Consider the following 19,230-nt stretch of genomic DNA (forward strand, 5'->3'; position numbering starts at 1 on the left):
CTGCGCTAAACGCGTCATTTCAACACATTCACGAAAAAAATACGCCATTATGAATAACCGCTACGCGAGTTTGAAATTACTATTCCTAACCCTTTCTCTTTTCAGTTTTAATTTTTGTAATGCCCAGTCTCAAAAAGGAATTTCGTTCTGGCTCACCAACACGGACGGATCGGCTTTATTTGAGAAGCAAAAAACAGGTCCTGTGTTTGTTAAAAAAGCAGATGCAGGGCTTGTTATTGAAATTAACGAGAAAGAAAAATATCAGCAGATCGACGGATTTGGCTTCACCTTGACTGGCGGAAGTGCCTCACACCTTATTAAGATGCGCGCACAAAGCAGAGCTGCACTTTTGAAAGAGCTCTTTTCCGTCGAAGGGAATAATATAGGGATCAGTTATCTGCGCGTGAGCATCGGTGCTTCCGATTTGAATGAGACCGTTTTTTCATACAACGATTTACCCGGCGGACAAACCGATACTGACCTCAAACAATTTGATCTGGGACCGGACAAAAAAGATGTGATCCCGGTCCTGAGGGAAATTCTGGCTATAAATTCCAAGATTAAAATCCTTGGTTCGCCATGGTCTCCGCCCGTCTGGATGAAAGATAATAACGATACACGAGGCGGCAGCCTGAAACCCGAGTTTTATGGAGCTTATGCAAACTATCTTGTCCGTTACATTCAGGAGATGAAAAAAGAAGGCATCCGGATTGACGCTATCACCGTTCAGAACGAACCACTGCATCCGGGAAACAATCCAAGTTTACTGATGCTGGCAAAAGATCAGGCAGTATTTGTAAAAAATAACCTGGGACCGGCATTTAAATCTGCGGAAATTGATACAAAAATTATCATCTACGACCACAACGCCGACAGGCCCGATTATCCGATTTCGATTCTCGATGACCCGGAAGCAAAAAAGTACATCGACGGTTCTGCGTTTCACTTGTATGGGGGGAAAATTGAAGCCCTTTCAGAAGTACACAAGGCGCATCCCGATAAAAATCTTTATTTCACGGAGCAATGGATGGGAGGACCGGGGAATCTGGCGAAAGACTTTCCTGATCACATCAAGAAGCTGACCATAGGCTCGACACGCAACTGGAGCCGGACAGTGCTTGAATGGAATTTGTCCTCAGATCCTGAATACAAACCTTTTACAGATCGCGGCGGGTGCAACAAATGTCTGGGCGGAATTACGATTGATCAGGATCAGGTTACGCGCAACCCGGCTTATTATGTGGTTGCTCATGCTTCCAAATTTGTCCGTCCGGGTTCTGTCAGAATCGCCTCGAACTATCTTGATAAGCTCCCAAATGTGGCCTTTAAAACACCGGATGGCAAAAAGGTATTGATCGTATTGAATGATACAGATACCACACAAAGTTTCACGTTCAGGGACGGTAAAAAGGTTGCCGGATCAACATTGAAGCCCGGCTCTGTGGGCACTTATGTCTGGTAAAATTCCATTAATCGTCACCTCTTATAAACTTTTTAGCGCCCAATTGACATTCATGAAACAACTGCGAATTCTTTCATCAGGCTTACTGATATTCCTCTCTGTCCTTTCTGCTCAGGGACAGGGATTTTGAAAACCAATGGCAAACTGATCGTCGACGACAAAAATCAGAAAGTGATCCTGCGCGGCATGGGCCTGGGTGGCTGGCAATTGCAGGAAGGATATATGTATAAACTGGGATTTCTCGGGCAGCAATACCGGATCAAGGAAAGTATCAGCGACCTGATCGGCCCCAAAGAGACTGATCTTTTTTACGAAAAATGGCTTGCGAACCACACCCGCAAAATCGATATTGATTCCATGGCTGCCTGGGGATTCAATTCCATAAGGCTGCCGATGCACTACAATCTTTACACGCTGCCGGTTGAAAAAGAAAAGGTAAAAGGGCAAAATACCTGGCTTTCCAAAGGTTTTGAAATGACGGACAGTTTGCTTGCCTGGTGTAAAGCGAATAAAATGTACCTGATCCTGGATCTGCATGCCACACCCGGCGGACAAGGAAATGACCTGGCGATTTCGGATCGGGATCCTGCCAAACCTTCGCTCTGGGAAAGTGAGGAGAATCAGCAAAAAACCATTGCCTTGTGGCGCAAACTCGCCGAACGTTATAAAGATGAGCCTTGGATCGGCGGGTATGATATCATCAACGAGCCTAACTGGGGTTTTGAAAGCAAGGAAGATTTTCGTGGAACGGCTGAAAACAAAAACGAACCACTCCGCAAACTCATGATGGATATCACCAAAGCCATTCGTGAAGTAGATCAAAAACACATCATCATCATTGAGGGAAACGGGTTTGGAAACAATTACCGGGGCGTTTTACCGCTTTGGGATAACAACACGGTGCTGAGTTTTCATAAATACGGAAACTTCAATGAGACGAAAGCGATTCAGAACTTCCTGGATCTTAGCGCTAAAAATAATGTCCCGCTTTGGCTGGGCGAATCCGGCGAGAACAGCAACAACTGGTTTACCGAGGCCATCGGTCTGGTTGAGTCCAACGACATCGGCTGGGCCTGGTGGCAGAACAAAAAAATGGGAATAAATAACCCGCTTGAAATAAAACAACCCGAAGGTTATCAGAAACTCGTCAACTACTGGTCGAAAAAGGGCGAAAAGCCAACAGCTGCGGAAGCGCAAAAAATATTGGACGAATTGCTTGAAAACCTTAAACTGGAAAATAACATTTACCACCACGACGTGACTGACGCGATGTTCCGGCAAATTCACTCGAAAACGACAAAACCATTCAAGCCGGTTACCATCACGAAATCGGCCATTATCAAGGCAACGGATTTTGATCTGGGTCCGCAACGGCAGGCCTATTTCGACAGAGATACGGCCAGTTATCATTACACTCCAGGCGTTAACACCAGAGGAAACCGGGGTAATACCTATCGGAATGATGGCGTGGATATCCGGGCAGATACAAATGGGGAGCCTTATGTTTTCAGCTTTGAAGATGGCGAATGGCTGAAATACTCTGTTAAGGCTAAAAGCAAAAAAACCTTTATTATAAAGCTTAAAGTAAGTGCAGAAAATAAAGACGGCGTGATCGCATTTTTAGTCAATGAAAAACCCGTAGCCAAACTACCCGTGCCGCAAACGGGAGGAGAAGAAACCTGGCAAACGGTTGAGATCAAAAATGTCAGTTTGGCAAAAGGCTCAAACGTATTGAAAGTAGTCGCAGAAAAGGGCGGCTTTACCTTCAAAGAAATAGAAGTCTCTGATAAATAAATCAAAAGGTCCGCTTGTTTCTTTGAAAACAGGCGGACCTTTTCGATTTTTAATACGTGAGGCTTTTCAGGTATGCGATGGTTTGCGGCACCTGCGTTGCATAACTCGGGCTTTCGTCTTCGATATAAAAATGCTTAATCGACGATTTTTTCGCTGCTCTTAAAATCGTTGGGATATCAAGTTGTCCCGTCCCAAGGGCTACATCATTTTCAACCGGTGTTCCGCCTGACAAATTACCCTTCACACCTTTTTTGAGGTCTTTCATGTGCACCAATTTGAAACGACCCGGATATTTTTCAATAAGCGCTGCCGGGTCCTGGCCAGGGAAAAACGCCCATAACATATCCAGCTCAAAACTTACATACTTCGGATCGGTTTTTTGGATAATGTAATCCATCAGTGTCCCATCGCCGTGTTTTTCAAATTCATAACCGTGGTTGTGGTAACAAAAAGTAAGGCCGAATTCTTCTTTCAGCTGCTTGCCTATTTTGTTGAAATCCGCTACTGTTTTTTCAGCCGCTTCCAGTGTAAAAGGCCCTGTATGAGGCACCCAGGCTACACGTACAAAACTGGCTCCCAGAGCTTTCGCATTTTGGCCGACTTCCTGCGTTTTATTCAGTGCGTCCGCATAACCTACCCCAAACGATGAACACTTAATTCCTCTTTCGTCCAGCAATTTGCGAAGATCTGCCGCTGTTTTTCCAAACAAACTAGAAAACTCCATATCCTTGATACCCAACGTCTTCAACGTATCCAGCGTGGCCGCGGTATTTTTGCCAAGGCTGTTTCTGAACGTGTAAGAGACCATCCCCGGTTGCTCGGGAAATAAGGGTTTGCCTTTTTTTTGTGCATAAAGACTTTCGTTACCGAAAGCAAAAGCCAGCGCAAGGAAAGTCAGGTGTTTGATCTTCATGGTAAAAGGATAAGTTAGTTTACAAATTTCAGGATCAGAATATTCCAATTGACGATAGAACAACGTAATTGCCCTGTCAAAGATTGAATTAAATTTTGAACCGTCAAACATCCTTTTACTTTATCCCCGTCCCTGTTGTACCCGACGCCGGAGGTGTGGTTAAGGCAACTTCGCCCATTTCATCCGCACCGATGTCAGGTTTCCCGCTGCGGTTGTTGCCATCATAATCAATACTGATAATATCGGTAACCACTCCCGCTTTTATGGCCGGACTTCCGGATTTGAGATGATAATTACTCTCCAATTTCGGATCTGTTTCCATGCTGTGTGTATCAAATTTTGTCGATGTTTTCCAGGCCGCAAAAGTCATTTCTTCGACATCACGATTTTGATACACGGCCGGTTTTCCTGTTTTAAAGTAAATATTGTAGTCAATCACATTCGTACCTGCCAGCGGTGGCGCGGCATTATCGTTCATACCACGCAGGTGAATCATCGGGCGATCGGAACCCGCAGACTGAATAAAAATATTGTTCATAATACTCAGGTCCTTACAAGGCGGACTTTTGGGAGTGGCTGCATTACTGGTATAAATTTCGCCAGCGCTGATATGCAGGGGAGAAAAAGTTTCTGCTCCTGTATTCACAAAAGTATTGTTGTAAACTTTTGCGCCAACCGCCGCAAAAAGCCCCACGCCTCCCCATTTTGCGTTAACCACGATGTTGTTCCTGATGATTATGTCAAAACTTTCCTGATAATTCGGGTTGGCAGCCAGGTTAAACCATTCCTCATCCGTATCCAGAAAACCTGCTGCCATGCCCAGTTCCCCACAATTCACAATCAGATTGTTTTCGAAAATGCAGTTCTGCGCCCCGCCTTTTGCATACAAACCGTTGGTGGCTATATCATGAAAATAACAACCCCGAACGAGCATATTATCGCCGTTAACGTTATCAATCCCTTCGGCATTTTGCGCCTCTACATTCGCAGGCCCTACACCTGACCGGTAAATCTCGCAGTTTATGATTTTGATATCCTTGCAACCCGGTGTGATCTTGATACAATCCCGGCCCGTGTCATGAATCCTGCAATTTTTCACGGTGACATTGGATACCCCGAAACGTTTGTCAAAAGGTACCGAGCGGGCGTCGTCCCAGTTGCTCTCAAATTTCAGTCCGTAATAATACCCGCCAATAATTTCCAGATTTTCCAGCGTCACGTTTTTTATAGAAGGTTCGCTAAACCACAGGCAGCTTGCAATATCTTCTATGCCGATAACCGCCTTGATAACCGCCCACTCGCCCGGATAAGAATGAATAGTAAGGTTTGAAGTCCTGAACCGGATTTCTTTGCTTTCATAGGTCCCATTTCGTAAAATGATTTCCAACCCCTTCGGATCCGCTGCGTCAGCGGCTTTTTGAATTGTCTTGAATGGCCTCGCTTCCGTGCCGTCGTTGTTATCATTTCCGTTCGGCGCAATGTAAACCTTCCCGCTGATCGTCTCTCCCGCCGGATTTTCGTTTTCTCCGCACCCCACCGGCGCCTCGGGACAGCCGCAAGCGGTCGGATCGTCAGCACATTCGTCAGTTTCCGGTTCCGTTTTTTTACAATTCGTCAGGACGAACAAAACGACGACAAACAGGCAGATCAGTGACTTTTTCATGGCCAGTGTAAAGGTATACTAGTTACAGTTGATGTAGTCATAGCGATATTCACCGGCAAGAGACCTGCCCGAATAAGTACCGGATAATGCTGCTTTCACCGGAATGCCCCGGCTATTGAACTCATACCGGAAAGAATAATTGGCATCCTCGGTAGTGCCGGTTGCCTTCACCGTACTGATTTTCACCGACGTGATGTTGTTTGATACATTCCCATACTCACCCGTTAAAATTTTCTCTCTTGGCCAACCTTTGAAAAACAACTCGGGGCTCGTTTCCACCGGCACTTTCTGATTATCATAACCTTGATCAATATACGAAGTAAGTTTTCCGGCGCTCCAGGCCTCCGTTTTTACCAGGCGGTTCTGTCCGTCGTATTTATAAATTTGCAGGTTATCGCCGTTTTTATACTGAATGATCTTCCCGTCAGAAATCGTGTAATAATCCTCCTCAGGATCGCTGCCGCCCTGGTAAAGAATCCGGGTGATTTTCCCGTTGCTGTAAAGACGCGTAGAAACGGACTGCCCTCCCGACGAAGAAGTGTTCTTGCTGATCAACTTCGAAAGCCTGCCATTTGAATCATATTCGAAGGTTAACAGCTCGTTGTACGTATATGTCTCTGTTTTTCCAGAATCCTTATAAGTGGTTTTGTAAATGCTAACCCGACTCTCCGTCACCAGTTTCCCATCCTTGTAACCGTACTGAACAGTAGAAGAATTGTTCTCTGTGCGGGTCGCATTGTTTTCATTGGCGTCCTTCTTTTCGTTGGTCACAAAACCATTCGCGTCGTACTCGTAAGTAATTGTGGAGACATTATTGGTTTCACTTCCGTTGTTGGCCTTGGCTTTTGTATTGTTCACGACACGAAACAATTGGTTTTCAGCATTGTATTCGCTTGTGGCCGTATAGTCATTGCTCAGGTACCCCGCGCCGATCGTTGAATAACTAACTTTCAGAAGCCGGCAGGCAGTGACCACATCCGGGACTGTTTCCTGTTCTTCATCCTTCGAACAAGATATTAATCCAATCAAAATCAGACAGCAGCATTTTACTCTCAAAGAAAAATTGCCGGGTTTGTATAAATCGATGATCGTTTTCATAACAAAAATTGGTCCTGTTGGTGATGTATTTTTTGTCGTTTTTAAACTTAAAGCACAGGCATTCAGGAGACCAAAATGGCCCCGATGACTTGAAATGGATAAAGCGTTGTTATTTCCCTCGTCTGCCGAGCGTTACAGCAACAACTTTGCTATGCCTTGGATCTGCACTGCTTGAAAAACTGGACCCGTCTGCTTTGTTGTAACCAAATGTTAAGGTCAGCGTGAGGTTATCTTCCAGCCACTTCCCTTTTTGTGCTTCCAGCAAAGTAAAATTTGGCAGGACCCGCTTCGTTTCGTCTTCAACTCTGAAACTAAAATGCAGTTGATGATCATCGTCCTTTTCCACAGCGCCGTAAATTTCATATTCCTCAACTCCCAGTTTGCTGGTAACTGTTGCAATGCCATCAAAACCTCGTTTATCCTTATGCCGGATACCTCCCCTGCGTCTGCTACGTTTACTGGCTTTGGCCTTTCTTTCTTCTTCGGTCACCGGTTCGAAAATTTCCAGTTTTATAGTTTTTGCAATATTATCAGGATCCCGGAAGCTACCCTCCCAATGCCCGACCAGCAGCTTCGCATGCTCCTCACGGCTGTATGCCCAGGGACGGTCACGATAGTCGGACCATTTGCTGTAATAATATTTACACTCGTAAACACCCCAGCTAAATCCGGCCAGTAAAAGGAGAATCCAGACCCATGAAAACCGTACTTTCTGCGTGTCCATCGTGCGACTGTTTTAGCGGATTTATATTTTCCTGTAAGTATAAGAAATCGTTATTTTTTTCCCATCGGTTGTATAACCTAGCGAAACATCTACATCGTAAGTAATTATAAAATACGTACCACTAATATCGCTGGCAGCGGTCAGCTTGCCCACCAATATATCCTTATTGGAAACCGTCTGGGCTGCCTCTTTGGCAGCCTGACCGCTAAGCGTAAGTATAGCATTGTTAATAATCTCGGCGTTACCTTTCTGCACTTTCAAATCCCAGTTCCCTGGTAACTCCTTGCTTCCGTATGATGCCTTAAAAACACCGTCGCTTTTGAAATCCCAGACAATATTTACCGCATGATCTTTTGCATGCCATAAAGATACTTTTTCACTTCCATCCGTCAATTCTCTCGTTAACACATACTTTTCCAGCCTCCATTTGCCCAGCATACTTAAAAAATTGTCTGGAGTCGGATCTTCATTTTTCTCGCTGCAACCAGCTCCTCCACTGAGAAACATGATGCTCGAAAGTACCAAAAAAGAAATTAGCTTTTTCATGATTTTGTTTATTTACCTGCGTTATAAATACTCATTAAAAATGCCTTGCTGATACGGCCGGCTGCCTTTTCACAGAGGTGTCCCTGCCCTTCTGCTGCATCTACGCCCTGGTTTTTGCTCGAACAACCGGCTGTTGAACGGTTTTCATCACAAATTCGAAGGACATTCCCAAGCTTGCAGCTTCCGTTGTTTGACTCAATCTCTTCCAGTTCATAAATCACATCCTTATCTTTGAAGGTGTCCTTCATCCATTGCGCCACAGCCATTTTTGCCGCGTTACCATCATCTTTTGTCACAATGTAAATCAGAGGCGGTGTGATATGAATGAACCTCAGATTGGGAATTTGCCCACGAAGCTCATCGACCATTTGTTTGTAGGCAGTTTTCACCTGCTCGATGTTTCCATCGTTGATATCGGCATAACCGAATTTGAAGACTGCAATTTTCAGCACCGACTTATGTGCCAGCGCGTTCTTTTTAAACTCCGCCATTTTGCCCACCGGATCACCATTTGAAACACTGAACACATTGCCGCAGAGTCCTTTCGGTGCTGATGACAGGTCAAAATATTCAAATTTAAAACCATTGGCTTCCGCACCGTCTTCCAGGTCACCACCCACCGACTGGTGCATGAAGATGGTATTCCATCCTTTTATCCTGTTTTTTTCAGAAGCCGGAAGTTTATCCCAGGCATCAATACCGCTCAAACCAACCACACCCGGCTGCCCTTTTCCAATTTCCGAAGATGGCTCGACCGTTACAGGGTCTGTGGATGTATTACCCGGATCGTCAGGTCCGGGGTCATTGTTTGACTTGGAGCACGACAGCAATCCAATCAATAGTGTGAGAAAGAAAAGCTTTTTCATAAAACGTCTGGCTTTGAGATAAATACTTATTCAAAATTATGCTTAGGGAAGCCCTGCTTCAATCGGAAATAGACGAACGACGTTTTAAATAGACCGGTAACTCAATTACACGGAAATTCCTCCTCAATTGTCAAAAAATAGATTATTTTTGATTCAGCCAGAAAAGGATTTTATACGCCAAACATGAATGTTCCAGCTTACCAATGCGTCATCATCGACGACAATGAAATAGACCGGCTCACCGCGCTGTCTTTTGCAAGAAAATACCCTTTTCTGAATATCTCCGGCAGCTTTTCGTCCGCAGTGGAAGCGTTTGAAAAAATTCAGCACAAACACATCGACGTGCTGCTGACCGACATTGATATGCCTGATTTGAACGGATTGGATTTTCGTGGGCAGATGATGGATATTCCCGTGTGCATTTTTATCACGGCCTACCCGGATTACGCCGCCGAAAGTTTTGATGCAGAAGCCTTCGATTTTCTGGTAAAACCCTTAAAAAAGGAGCGTTTTGACCTTTGCATGACGCGACTGCAAAATTATTTTGAGATCAGGCACAAAGCTTCTTTGTTTGATTACAGCCTCGGCGGCAGCACTGTTTTTATCAAGGACGGACACGATCAGATCAAGATTAACCTGCATGATATTGTGTATCTGGAAGCGTTGAAAGATTATACCAGAATTGTAACAACCACCAAAAAACACTGCGTGTTATCGTCCATAGGTAACCTGCTGCTCGAATCGGCATTCAATTCCTTCGTCCGCATCCATCGCAGTTACGCCGTGCAGCGTCATTACATAGACAAGATCACGCCGCAGCAGGTTTTCATCCAGGATTATACTTTGCCGGTGGGACGGAGTTATAAAGACGTTTTGGTGCATTTAAAATAAAGATCTATGAAAATACTATCCGGAATTTTTGTGCTGTTAATGATCACTACCCAGTGTTTTGCACAAAAGTTGGGACAGAATCTCATCGATTCGCTGGTGAAAGAACTGCCAAAGCAGACAAATGATTCGTTAAAAATCCGGATGTTAAAACGGATTTCGGATGAGTATTTTTTTATAGATCCTGACCGGGCTATGCAATACAGTCGCACCGGGCTGCGCTATGCTGAAAAAGCAAAATGGAACCGTGCCATTGGCAATTTTTACATGTCCATTGCCCGCGCATTCAGCGATAAGGGCAACTATGATTCCAGCATGGCCTACAACAATCGCGCATTGACAATTCACAAAAAAGCCAACGATAAATTCAATATCGCCACCACGCTGAACAACATGGGTGCCGCGGAACAAAACTTCAATTCAGATTATCCCAAAGCGACAAAATATTATCTGGAGGCCTTAAAAATAAGTGAAACGTTTAATGACAAACTTCTCAGCTCAGTCTGTTACGATAACCTTTCTCACATATTTTTTTATCAGGGAAACTATAAAAAGGCGCTGGATTACGCCTTTAAAAGTTTAAAACTCAGAGAGGAAATTATCAAAGAAGACCCGTCCACTTCTCCCCGTGAAGTGGGTAATGCGCTGGCCAATATTGGAGCCATTTATACAGAAATTAAAGAAGAAACCAAGGCTCGCTCTTTTTACCAGAGAGCCGTTCCCATGCTTGAAAAATCCGGAAATCTGGAAGGTTTGGCCAAATCTTATTCGAGCCTGGCGATTTTAGCAGGCACTGATGATGCTCTGAAACTGGCTTACGGCAAAAAGGCTGAAAAACTCTGGAACGAGGTAAATCCGATGCATCTGGATGCGGCCAACAATCTGGCGACGCTGGGTGTTGCTTATTTTGATCTTGCAAAAAAGGGTTCATCAAAAAATTCGGGGACTACCAAAAACGACTTACTTAACCGGGCCAGGAGTTATCTGGAAAAAGCCATTCGCATCAGTGACCAAAAAGGAGAAATCGGATCGAGGGCTTATTTCCTTGCCAATCTCTCTGAATTGCAGGCACTAACAGGTGATTACCGAAGTGCCTACATCAATTTCAGGACCTTTCAGTCGGTTCAGGATTCACTTTACTCGCAGGAAAGTAAAAATGAGATTGCGGAACTGGAAGGCAAGCGCGAAATTGAACTTCGCGATAAACAGATTGAAATCAATAAATTGGAACTGGAAGGGCAAAAAAAGTTACGGCTCGGGCTGATTGTCGGACTGGGATTGCTGACCATTATCGGGGCATTACTTTACTGGCAAAATCAGACCAAAAAACGGACCAACACAACCCTTTTACATCTGAACAGCGAACTGGATGAGGCGAATAAAATCAAGGCCCGATTTTTTGCCATTCTAAGTCACGATCTGCGGAGTCCGGTTGCAAACCTGATCAATTTCCTGCACCTCCAAAAAGAAGAACCCGATTTGCTCACGCCCGAACTGGCCGAAATGCACCAGAAAAGGATCACGGAATCTGCCGAAGATCTGTTGGAAAACATGGAATCGATGCTGCTTTGGAGCAAAGGACAAATGCAGCATTTCAAACCGCAGGTCAAATCCATACCCGTGGAAGATCTTTTTAATTACATCAGAAAATTCTTTGCCGGTACCGGCAACGTATCGTTTCATTTCAACAATCCCGATAACCTGACGGTCGTGACCGATGAAGATTATCTGAAAACGATCATGCAAAACCTGACCAGCAATGCGATCAAGGCACTTCGAAAAACACCTGATGCCAGCATTAAATGGGAGGCAAAACAGGAAAATGGCCAGATCATCCTGGCGATTCTCGACAATGGTCCGGGAGCAACCGAGCAGCAGCTTCATGCACTTTACAGCGAAGACGAGGTATCCGGCTGCAAAACAGGTCTTGGTTTTTATCTGATAAGGGATTTGGCCAAAGCTATTTCCTGTAAGATTTCTGTTAAAACGAATGTCAGTACCGGGATGGAATTCCAGCTGACATTAAAAACAGTTTAGTCACAAACAAAATCAATTAATTATTTGAATATAAGTAAATTAACAAACGACCTTCTTGAATAATTTAAAATAATGAAATTTATCTGTATTCATTCTAAATAAAAGCACTAGTTTTGCAGGCTGATATGGAGAACGAAACGGAATTTAATGACTGGTATAGGATAACGCAGGGCGATGAAAAGGCCTTTATGCGCTTATACGAGACACATTATCAGGCACTATATTCTTTCGGTTTTCGCGTTTATCCGGACAAGGATCTGATCAAAGATACCATTCAGGAAGTCTTTTTTGAACTTTGGGCCAAAAGAACGGAGCTCTCCGTGGTCCAAAACCCAAAGGCGTACCTGGCCACCTTTCTCAAAAGGAAAATCCTCAAAGAACTCGAAAAAAAGTACATTTCATTATCTCCCGAACATATTCAGTCACTGGTGTTCGAACGCTCGTACGAAGATTTGTTAATCGAGCAGCAAACTGATTCCGCTTCAAGGGACCAGTTAAAAAAATCACTTGAACGGCTTACGCCCGGACAACTGGAAATCATCCGGTTGAAATACTACGAACAGCTGGACTATGAGCAAATTGCGGAACAGCTTCAATTGCAGCCCCGGACCGTTTATAACAAAGTGTCAGAAGCACTAAAGACCCTGCGTCTGCATTTGAAAGTACTAAGCAGCCTTTTATTCTTTCTTTTTTAAGTCGTTTCGTATCAAAACCAAGATACTGATATACAGAGCCTTAACACCAACAAAACTCCTTTTCAAAATCTTTCTCTAAATAAAACCTAAAAAGATCCGGTAAAAAAAGCCGCTTTTCCGCACTGGTATGCAAACAATACCAGTATGGATTATCTCAACTACAAAGCCGAAGATTTTGCCGCAGATGAATCTTTCATCGCGTATCATCTTAAACGTGATCCGAAAGCGGTGGCTTTCTGGGAAAACTGGGGGCGTTTAAATCCCGAAAAGCTTGATGAAATAGCCGCCGCCGAGAGACTGATTGACATGCTTGCCATCCGACTGGCCCAAGACGAGTTTGATCTGGAAAAGCAAAAAATGCAATCCTTTATAACGGACAGGCAGGTTATCGCACTCACGCCCGCCAGAAAAAATTACTACTGGTCACTGGCCGCTTCGATCTTCCTGATCCTCAGCATCAGCGTTACTTTTTTATATAAACAACGTTTTCAAAACACTCCTGAGCTTGCCGTAGAATGGCTAAAGCACGAAAACCCTGACGGTAAAAAATCCAGGGTCCGGCTTCCTGATGGCAGCGTTATTGTACTCAACGGCGGAAGTACGCTTCATTACCCAAAATCATTCTCATCAAAAAAACGTGAATTAAAGCTGGATGGCGAAGCCTATTTTTCAGTTGCTCACGATGCCAGCAGACCTTTTATTGTGCATGCAGGTGCGCTGAACACACAAGTACTGGGTACCGAATTTAACATTTCTGCTTACGATCCGGATAAAAACGTATCGGTTTCCCTTGTCAGGGGTAAGGTAAAAGTAACAACTGCTAACGATCAGGTCATGCTGATGCCGGGCCAAAAGGTCAGTTACGACGCTTCGCAAAAAACGCTGAAAGAATCCGGGTTTGACATCGAGTCAGAAACCGGCTGGAAAGAAGATAAACTCGTTTTCAAAAATGCCGATTTTGCTGCCGTCGCCAAAGGAATCCAGCGGACGTATGGATATAAGCTGATCAATCAGAGTCCCGATAAAAACTGGAATTATAACGGAACTTTCCATCAGCAATCGGTTATCCAGGTCATTGAAAACATCTGTTTTTCCAAACACCTGAAATACCGGATCAATAACAAAATCATCTATTTAAGCGCAGAAAAATGAGAAGCGATTTATACAAATATGTGTGTCTGATCGGTTTGTGTTTATTGCTCATTCATCCCGTCCGAAGCCAGCATTTGGCCATAAAATTAAACAAAGGCACGTTAGCAGATATTTTCTCGGAAATAGAAAAACAGGCAAACGTCCATTTCAACTATGATGCCGGAGAAATAAACCTGCGCAAACGCTACGATTTTGTCCACAAGGGAAGTTTAACCGGAGCACTCAACGATCTGGCCAACACCGCCGAGCTGACCTTTCGCCTCGAAGGAAACCGGATTTTGGTCAGGACCGCTTCCAGGCGCCTCGTTAACGGGACTGTTACCGATAAGGAATCGGGGGAAAGTTTGCCCGGGGTAACGGTCCGGATTTCAAATGGGAAAGTGCTTGCCATAACCGATTTATCAGGTAAGTTCAGCGGGGTCATCACGGCTAACGATCTCTCCAAAACGCAGCTTGAATTCAAAATGGTAGGTATGAAAACCTTCGTTTCGTCACCACTTGGGGACCGAAATGTGATAAACGTCTCATTGGAAACTGATTTTCAGCAAATGGACGAGGTTGTCGTCACGAACGCCTATACAAACGGCACGCCAAAGGAGGAAGTCGTCGGAAGCATTTCCCAGATAACAGCAAAACAGTTACAGGTAAACCGCCCAATCGAAAGTCTGGATAAAATGCTGGAAGGGCTCGCAGCCGGTGTGTACGTGGAGCCGAGTACAGGACTTGGTACGCCCGTGAAAATCAACATCCGCGGGCAGGGAACGCTGACGCCCATTGGCAGCGGCAGAACGACTTCCACGCAACCTCTTTTTGTTATTGACGGGATTCCGGTACAGGAGCAAAAAGTCGGTGATGCCACGGGAAACTTCAATGGCGAGACATTGCTGAACCCGATTGCCGGAATCAATCCGCAGGATATCGCATCGATTTCGATTCTGAAAGATGCATCGGCAACGACGATTTATGGAGCGAACGCCGCGAATGGCGTTATCATCATCACGACCAAATCAGGACGGGAGGGCAAAACAACGGGCAACATCGCCTATTCCTCCGGTGTGTCTACTTTCGTTAACCGCATGAAGCTGCTAAGCGGGCCGCAATATTACATCCTGAAAAAGGAGGCATTGCTAAACGACGGATTCACCGAATCTCAGGCTGCACAGCAAGCCGGAAGCGCCACGCAAAATACTGACTGGCTTGGACTGACCAACCGAAATGCCACCTATAACAACATCAACGCGGACCTGTCGGGCGGAAAAAACGGGCTAACTTACCGTTTCTCCACCGGCTACCGAAACCAGCAGGGAGGCTCCATTGGCAACAACCTGCAACAGATGAACCTCAGCCTGAAAGTAAACAATATCGTTTCTGAAAAATTCAAATTCGGAATAACCCTGTCCCCTTCCCTGTTGGTAAAAAACGGCTTGGACAATTATGAAAACGACGCCTATCTCCCGCCCAATCTTGCACCTTATGATGCCGAGGGGAATTTCACCGAACTATTGAGAATTCCAAATCCGCTCGCTGTTTTGGCACAGAACGAAGATAAAAGCAATAAGCTGGCTTTTAACGGAAATGCCAACCTGCATTATTCCGTGACACCGGACCTGACCATTTCGGGAACGATCGGTACTAATTATCTTCAGGGGAAACAAACGATTTACAAATCTGCCAAAAATGCAACCGGAAACAGCACGAACGGAAACCTGAAAATTTTTGACCGGCAGACTTTTGGCTGGCTCGGTTATCTTCAGGGAAATTACAACAAGACTTTTTCCGGCAAACACAGTGTCAATATTCTGGCTGGTTATGAAGTAAAAGACGAAAAAACGGTTTTACTCGGAGGTTCCGGTTTAGGGTTTTCCTATGACCGTATCCGTGAACTGAGCCAGGCAACCACCCGTACCTCCTTTTCATCCAAACAGGAAGATGCGACCATCTCCTATTACGGACAGGCCGGTTATGATTTTGCAAAAAAATATTTTCTGACGGCCAGTATCCGTTCCGATCAGTCGTCCATCTTTGGCAACGACCGGCAAGTAGCTGTTAACTCGGCCGTAGGACTGGGATGGATTCTTTCCAAAGAGGCTTTTTTACAGGAAAACAAAACCCTCACTTTTTTAAAATTGCGGGCCAGTTATGGTTCAACCGGGAATTCCCGCATTGGATCCTATGCCGCCCGAGGCCTCTATAATTTCAGCTACGGAAATTACAATGGCGAAGTAGCAGCAATCCCTGATGGCGCCGCAGCTCCAAACCCGGATCTGGGCTGGGAGAAAAACTTCAAGTTAAACACGGGTCTTGACGTTACATTTTTTGACAAAATATCTTTAACCGTTGAGTATTACAACCACACCATTCGGGACCTGATTTCCAATATCGCCGTTCCTCAGGAAACTGGTTTTACGACAATTTCAGCCAACACCGGCACCATGCGAAACGAGGGCCTGGACCTTTCCGTGCAGACTGTCTTTTTTGAAAAACAGGATTTCAACTGGCGGTCTGTGTTCGTAATGGGCTTTAATAAAAACAAAATCCTGAAATACAATAACGGACTGACAACGCTCTATGCCAGCACCGAATCCACCACAGGCGAACCTAATGTTGCAACGAAAGAAGGATATAGTACCTCCGCGATCTGGGGAGTCAAATGGGCCGGCGTGAATCCGGAAACAGGTCAGGAGCAATTTTACGCACCGGACGGATCCATTGTCGACCGGACGACCATCCGTACCTACCCGGCATCAAGCTGGGTTAAGCTCGGCGACGGCCTGCCTAAGGCACAGGGCAGTTGGATCAACACCTTGTCGTACAAAAATTTTTCCATGACACTGAACATCCTGTATTCGCTGGGTGAGAGTTTTATGCAGTCGACCAGATATTACGCTGACGGACTTAACCTGCAAAATACCAACATGAACATCAACCTGATCGATCGGTGGCAGAAAGCGGGCGATGTAGCGCCCGTTTCGAAGTTGTCAATTGAAAAAAGACTTGTCAAAAACTCTTCGAGATATCTCCATGACCTGACCAATATCAAATTGTCAAACGTGACGCTGAATTATCAGTTGCCCAAAACAATAACCCAGCGCCTGAAAATGAAACAAATGTCGGCTTACCTGAATGCCACCAATCTTGCCTACTGGTATAAAGAGAAAAGTCCCGAGGGCAGAAACGGAATCCGCGAAATCAGGTTTACCACACCGGAAACCAGGACGATTACCATTGGAATCAACATCGGTATCTAATCCGGTTTAACGATAGTTATATGAAAAACATCACGACATATCTGCTTCCGCTACTGTTGACAGTCCTTACCGGATGCCAGAATTTGCTGGATAAGGAGCCGCAGAACAAGATTTCACTGGAAGAAACTTTTCAGGATTTTGAAGCGGCTAAGGTAGCCATGACAGGTGCTTACGGTTCCCTTTTTGAAACCGCATACCTCAACGGGAACCGCTTACTTTATCCTGATATTGCAGGCGGCAACGTAAAATATGCACGGATCAGCAACGTAGCCCTCAGCGACGTTTACTTTTTCGCAGCCGATCCGGACGCGGGTGACATGAACAACACCTATACCCAGCTTTATGCGATCCTGAACAATTTAAACAACATCATTTCCAACGTGCCTGCGATTAGCAACGGCACCGAAAAGACAAAAAATCGTCTGGTGGCGGAGGCGACTGCGTTACGCGCCATGATTCATTTCGATTTGCTGTTGCTATATGCCCAGCCTTATCAATACACGGCTGACGCCTCCCATCCGGGAATTGTCCTGAATCTCAAACCCATTCTACTCGCTGAGTCAATCCGCGCGCGTTCAACCGTTGCTGCCTGTTACGACGCCATTGTGAATGATCTGAATGAAGCAATAACATTGTTCGATAACAGTACGCCCGTTTTCACCGCTGGCAATGCCAAAAACTACATGAACCCGGCTTCTGTAAAAGCCTTGCTGGCGAGAGTTTATCTGCAAAAAGGATCCTGGCAACTTGCTCACAACTATGCCGACGAAGTCATCAAAAGCGGGTCATTTAAACTGTATTCGAATGCAGAATATGTTAATGCATGGACCCAGAAAAATACATCGGAAGCGATTTTCGAGGTTTCAGTCCCCAACGCTACTTCCGGAACCAGTCTTGGAAGTTATTTTGACATCACAACGGTGAACGCATCGCCGAGTACTTTGCAAATGGCGGCCACAAACGATCTTCTGGATCTGTACACAACGACCGACGTACGAAACCGTGACAGCTTTTATGCAAAACAAACCATTGACGGAACATCATTCAGTTTCTGTAAAAAATACCCCACCGGAGGTACATTGGCCACAGGAATTAAGGTGCTCAGGATTTCAGAAATGTTCCTGATCAGGGCCGAAGCGGCAGCGGAACTTGGAAACCTTACGCAGGCTAACCTCGATCTGAACACCATTGCTCAAAGAGCTGACCCGAAAGCTGCTTCCGAAAACAGTGCAGACAAACAGACTGTTATCAACCGAATTTTACTGGAAAGACGCAAGGAACTCAACTACGAAGGGTTTTTGCTGTTCGACCTCTCACGCCGCAAACAGGATTTGACCCGAACGGATTGCAGCGCGCCAACCTGCAGTTTCAAATACCCATCCCCTTATTACATCCTCCCGCTGCCGGCTGCCACCGTATTGGTAAACCCGATGATCAGCCAGAACCCGGGATATTAGCATCAGACTTTTCAATTTTAATCATTACAAAAACCATACAAATGAAAATCAATAAATTAATTCCGTTAGCCTTCGTTGCGCTTTTTTTCGCTACCGCATGCTCAGATTCTGAAAGTAACCCGACTCCGGTTGTTGAAGAAAAACCGGCAGAAGCCTCGGCCAAAGTGATCGAAACTTTTCACAAAAGTGATGCTTACTACCAGTTAAATGTTTACCGCTACGATTCAACTGCCAGCAAATGGACTGCAAAAATCGGTTCGCATTTCTCAACCATTCCGCAGAATGAGCCGAGTTATCTCGGTTTTACCAACCCTTATGTAAAAGAAAGCGGAGTAAACCTGTTTGGCATGACCACGATTTACGCGGACACATTGGGAACAAGTAACATCAAGGAAGCAAGAATTAATGCAGAAAAGGTTTTGCAGTTTTTCCCGGACGCGACCGCAGCCAAAAAGGGAACCGTTAAAGTTGTTGCCCAGAATATTGTGATGACTAAAAAAAGTGGCAATCCGGCGACCATCTCAATCGGTATCAGTGGGCAGGGTACGTACGACGAAGAAACGAAGGTGATCGATCTGACGGTTTATTTCAACGAAAATTCCATCGGGGGAAAATCGTCTGTTGCGCGCAAATACAAACTGAGTGTTGACGCCTTAACACTTAACTAATTTTCATTGTGAGCCAGCT

The 19,230-nt window shown here is 45.1% G+C and carries 15 protein-coding genes; 9 read left to right on the top strand and 6 right to left on the bottom strand.

The window, feature by feature from the left end:
• The first annotated feature begins 49 nt into the window (after positions 1-49).
• Together M1L62_RS07825 and M1L62_RS07830 are read left to right on the top strand one after the other, a co-directional pair.
• On the top strand, positions 50-1,462 hold the full coding sequence (locus tag M1L62_RS07825) for a glycoside hydrolase family 30 protein (protein ID WP_254412475.1): 1,413 nt from the start codon (positions 50-52) through the stop codon (positions 1,460-1,462).
• Between the two features lie 126 nt (positions 1,463-1,588).
• A complete protein-coding gene (locus M1L62_RS07830) occupies positions 1,589-3,256 on the top strand; it encodes a cellulase family glycosylhydrolase (protein ID WP_254412476.1) in 1,668 nt (555 codons plus the stop codon).
• Positions 3,257-3,305: 49 nt separating this feature from the next.
• Here M1L62_RS07830 and M1L62_RS07835 read toward each other — a convergent pair whose 3' ends face one another.
• The 6 genes from M1L62_RS07835 to M1L62_RS07860 all read right to left on the bottom strand — a co-directional run bounded on the left by M1L62_RS07835 (position 3,306) and on the right by M1L62_RS07860 (position 9,066).
• Positions 3,306-4,169 carry a sugar phosphate isomerase/epimerase family protein gene (locus M1L62_RS07835; RefSeq protein ID WP_254412477.1) on the bottom strand — a complete coding sequence of 288 codons (864 nt, stop codon included), beginning with the start codon at positions 4,167-4,169 and terminating at the stop codon, positions 3,306-3,308.
• Between the two features lie 115 nt (positions 4,170-4,284).
• Entirely contained in the window at positions 4,285-5,832 is a 1,548-nt protein-coding gene (locus M1L62_RS07840) for a right-handed parallel beta-helix repeat-containing protein (protein WP_254412478.1), read from the bottom strand.
• An 18-nt stretch (positions 5,833-5,850) separates the two neighbouring features.
• Complete coding sequence (locus M1L62_RS07845; RefSeq protein ID WP_254412479.1) at positions 5,851-6,930, bottom strand: hypothetical protein; 1,080 nt, start codon at positions 6,928-6,930, stop codon at positions 5,851-5,853.
• 109 nt (positions 6,931-7,039) lie between these two features.
• A complete protein-coding gene (locus tag M1L62_RS07850; RefSeq protein WP_254412480.1) occupies positions 7,040-7,654 on the bottom strand; it encodes a hypothetical protein in 615 nt (204 codons plus the stop codon).
• A gap of 21 nt (positions 7,655-7,675) precedes the next feature.
• On the bottom strand, positions 7,676-8,200 hold the full coding sequence (locus tag M1L62_RS07855) for a Rossmann-fold NAD(P)-binding domain-containing protein (protein WP_254412481.1): 525 nt from the start codon (positions 8,198-8,200) through the stop codon (positions 7,676-7,678).
• Between the two features lie 8 nt (positions 8,201-8,208).
• Entirely contained in the window at positions 8,209-9,066 is an 858-nt protein-coding gene (locus M1L62_RS07860; protein WP_254412482.1) for an SGNH/GDSL hydrolase family protein, read from the bottom strand.
• Positions 9,067-9,249: 183 nt separating this feature from the next.
• Here M1L62_RS07860 and M1L62_RS07865 point away from each other — a divergent pair, with 183 nt between their 5' ends.
• The 7 genes from M1L62_RS07865 (at position 9,250) to M1L62_RS07895 (ending at position 19,211) form a co-directional block, all read left to right on the top strand.
• A complete protein-coding gene (locus M1L62_RS07865; protein ID WP_254412483.1) occupies positions 9,250-9,957 on the top strand; it encodes a LytR/AlgR family response regulator transcription factor in 708 nt (235 codons plus the stop codon).
• A 6-nt stretch (positions 9,958-9,963) separates the two neighbouring features.
• Positions 9,964-11,991 (top strand): tetratricopeptide repeat-containing sensor histidine kinase, encoded by a 2,028-nt coding sequence (locus M1L62_RS07870; RefSeq protein WP_254412484.1) that lies wholly within the window; start codon positions 9,964-9,966, stop codon positions 11,989-11,991.
• 125 nt (positions 11,992-12,116) lie between these two features.
• Positions 12,117-12,686, top strand: coding sequence for an RNA polymerase sigma factor (locus M1L62_RS07875; RefSeq protein WP_254412485.1), 570 nt, complete (start codon positions 12,117-12,119; stop codon positions 12,684-12,686).
• A 144-nt stretch (positions 12,687-12,830) separates the two neighbouring features.
• Positions 12,831-13,838, top strand: coding sequence for a FecR family protein (locus M1L62_RS07880; RefSeq protein ID WP_254412486.1), 1,008 nt, complete (start codon positions 12,831-12,833; stop codon positions 13,836-13,838).
• Positions 13,835-17,086 carry a SusC/RagA family TonB-linked outer membrane protein gene (locus M1L62_RS07885; RefSeq protein ID WP_254412487.1) on the top strand — a complete coding sequence of 1,084 codons (3,252 nt, stop codon included), beginning with the start codon at positions 13,835-13,837 and terminating at the stop codon, positions 17,084-17,086. The genes M1L62_RS07880 and M1L62_RS07885 overlap by 4 nt, the downstream gene beginning before the upstream one ends.
• 20 nt (positions 17,087-17,106) lie before the next feature.
• The gene (locus M1L62_RS07890) at positions 17,107-18,543 is read left to right on the top strand and encodes a RagB/SusD family nutrient uptake outer membrane protein (protein WP_254412488.1); all 1,437 of its coding nucleotides are present in this window, start codon (positions 17,107-17,109) and stop codon (positions 18,541-18,543) included.
• Between the two features lie 41 nt (positions 18,544-18,584).
• Positions 18,585-19,211 carry a hypothetical protein gene (locus M1L62_RS07895; protein WP_254412489.1) on the top strand — a complete coding sequence of 209 codons (627 nt, stop codon included), beginning with the start codon at positions 18,585-18,587 and terminating at the stop codon, positions 19,209-19,211.
• Positions 19,212-19,230 lie beyond the last annotated feature (19 nt).

It is taken from the genome of Dyadobacter diqingensis, assembly GCF_024220585.1.
Lineage (GTDB): Bacteria > Bacteroidota > Bacteroidia > Cytophagales > Spirosomataceae > Dyadobacter > Dyadobacter diqingensis.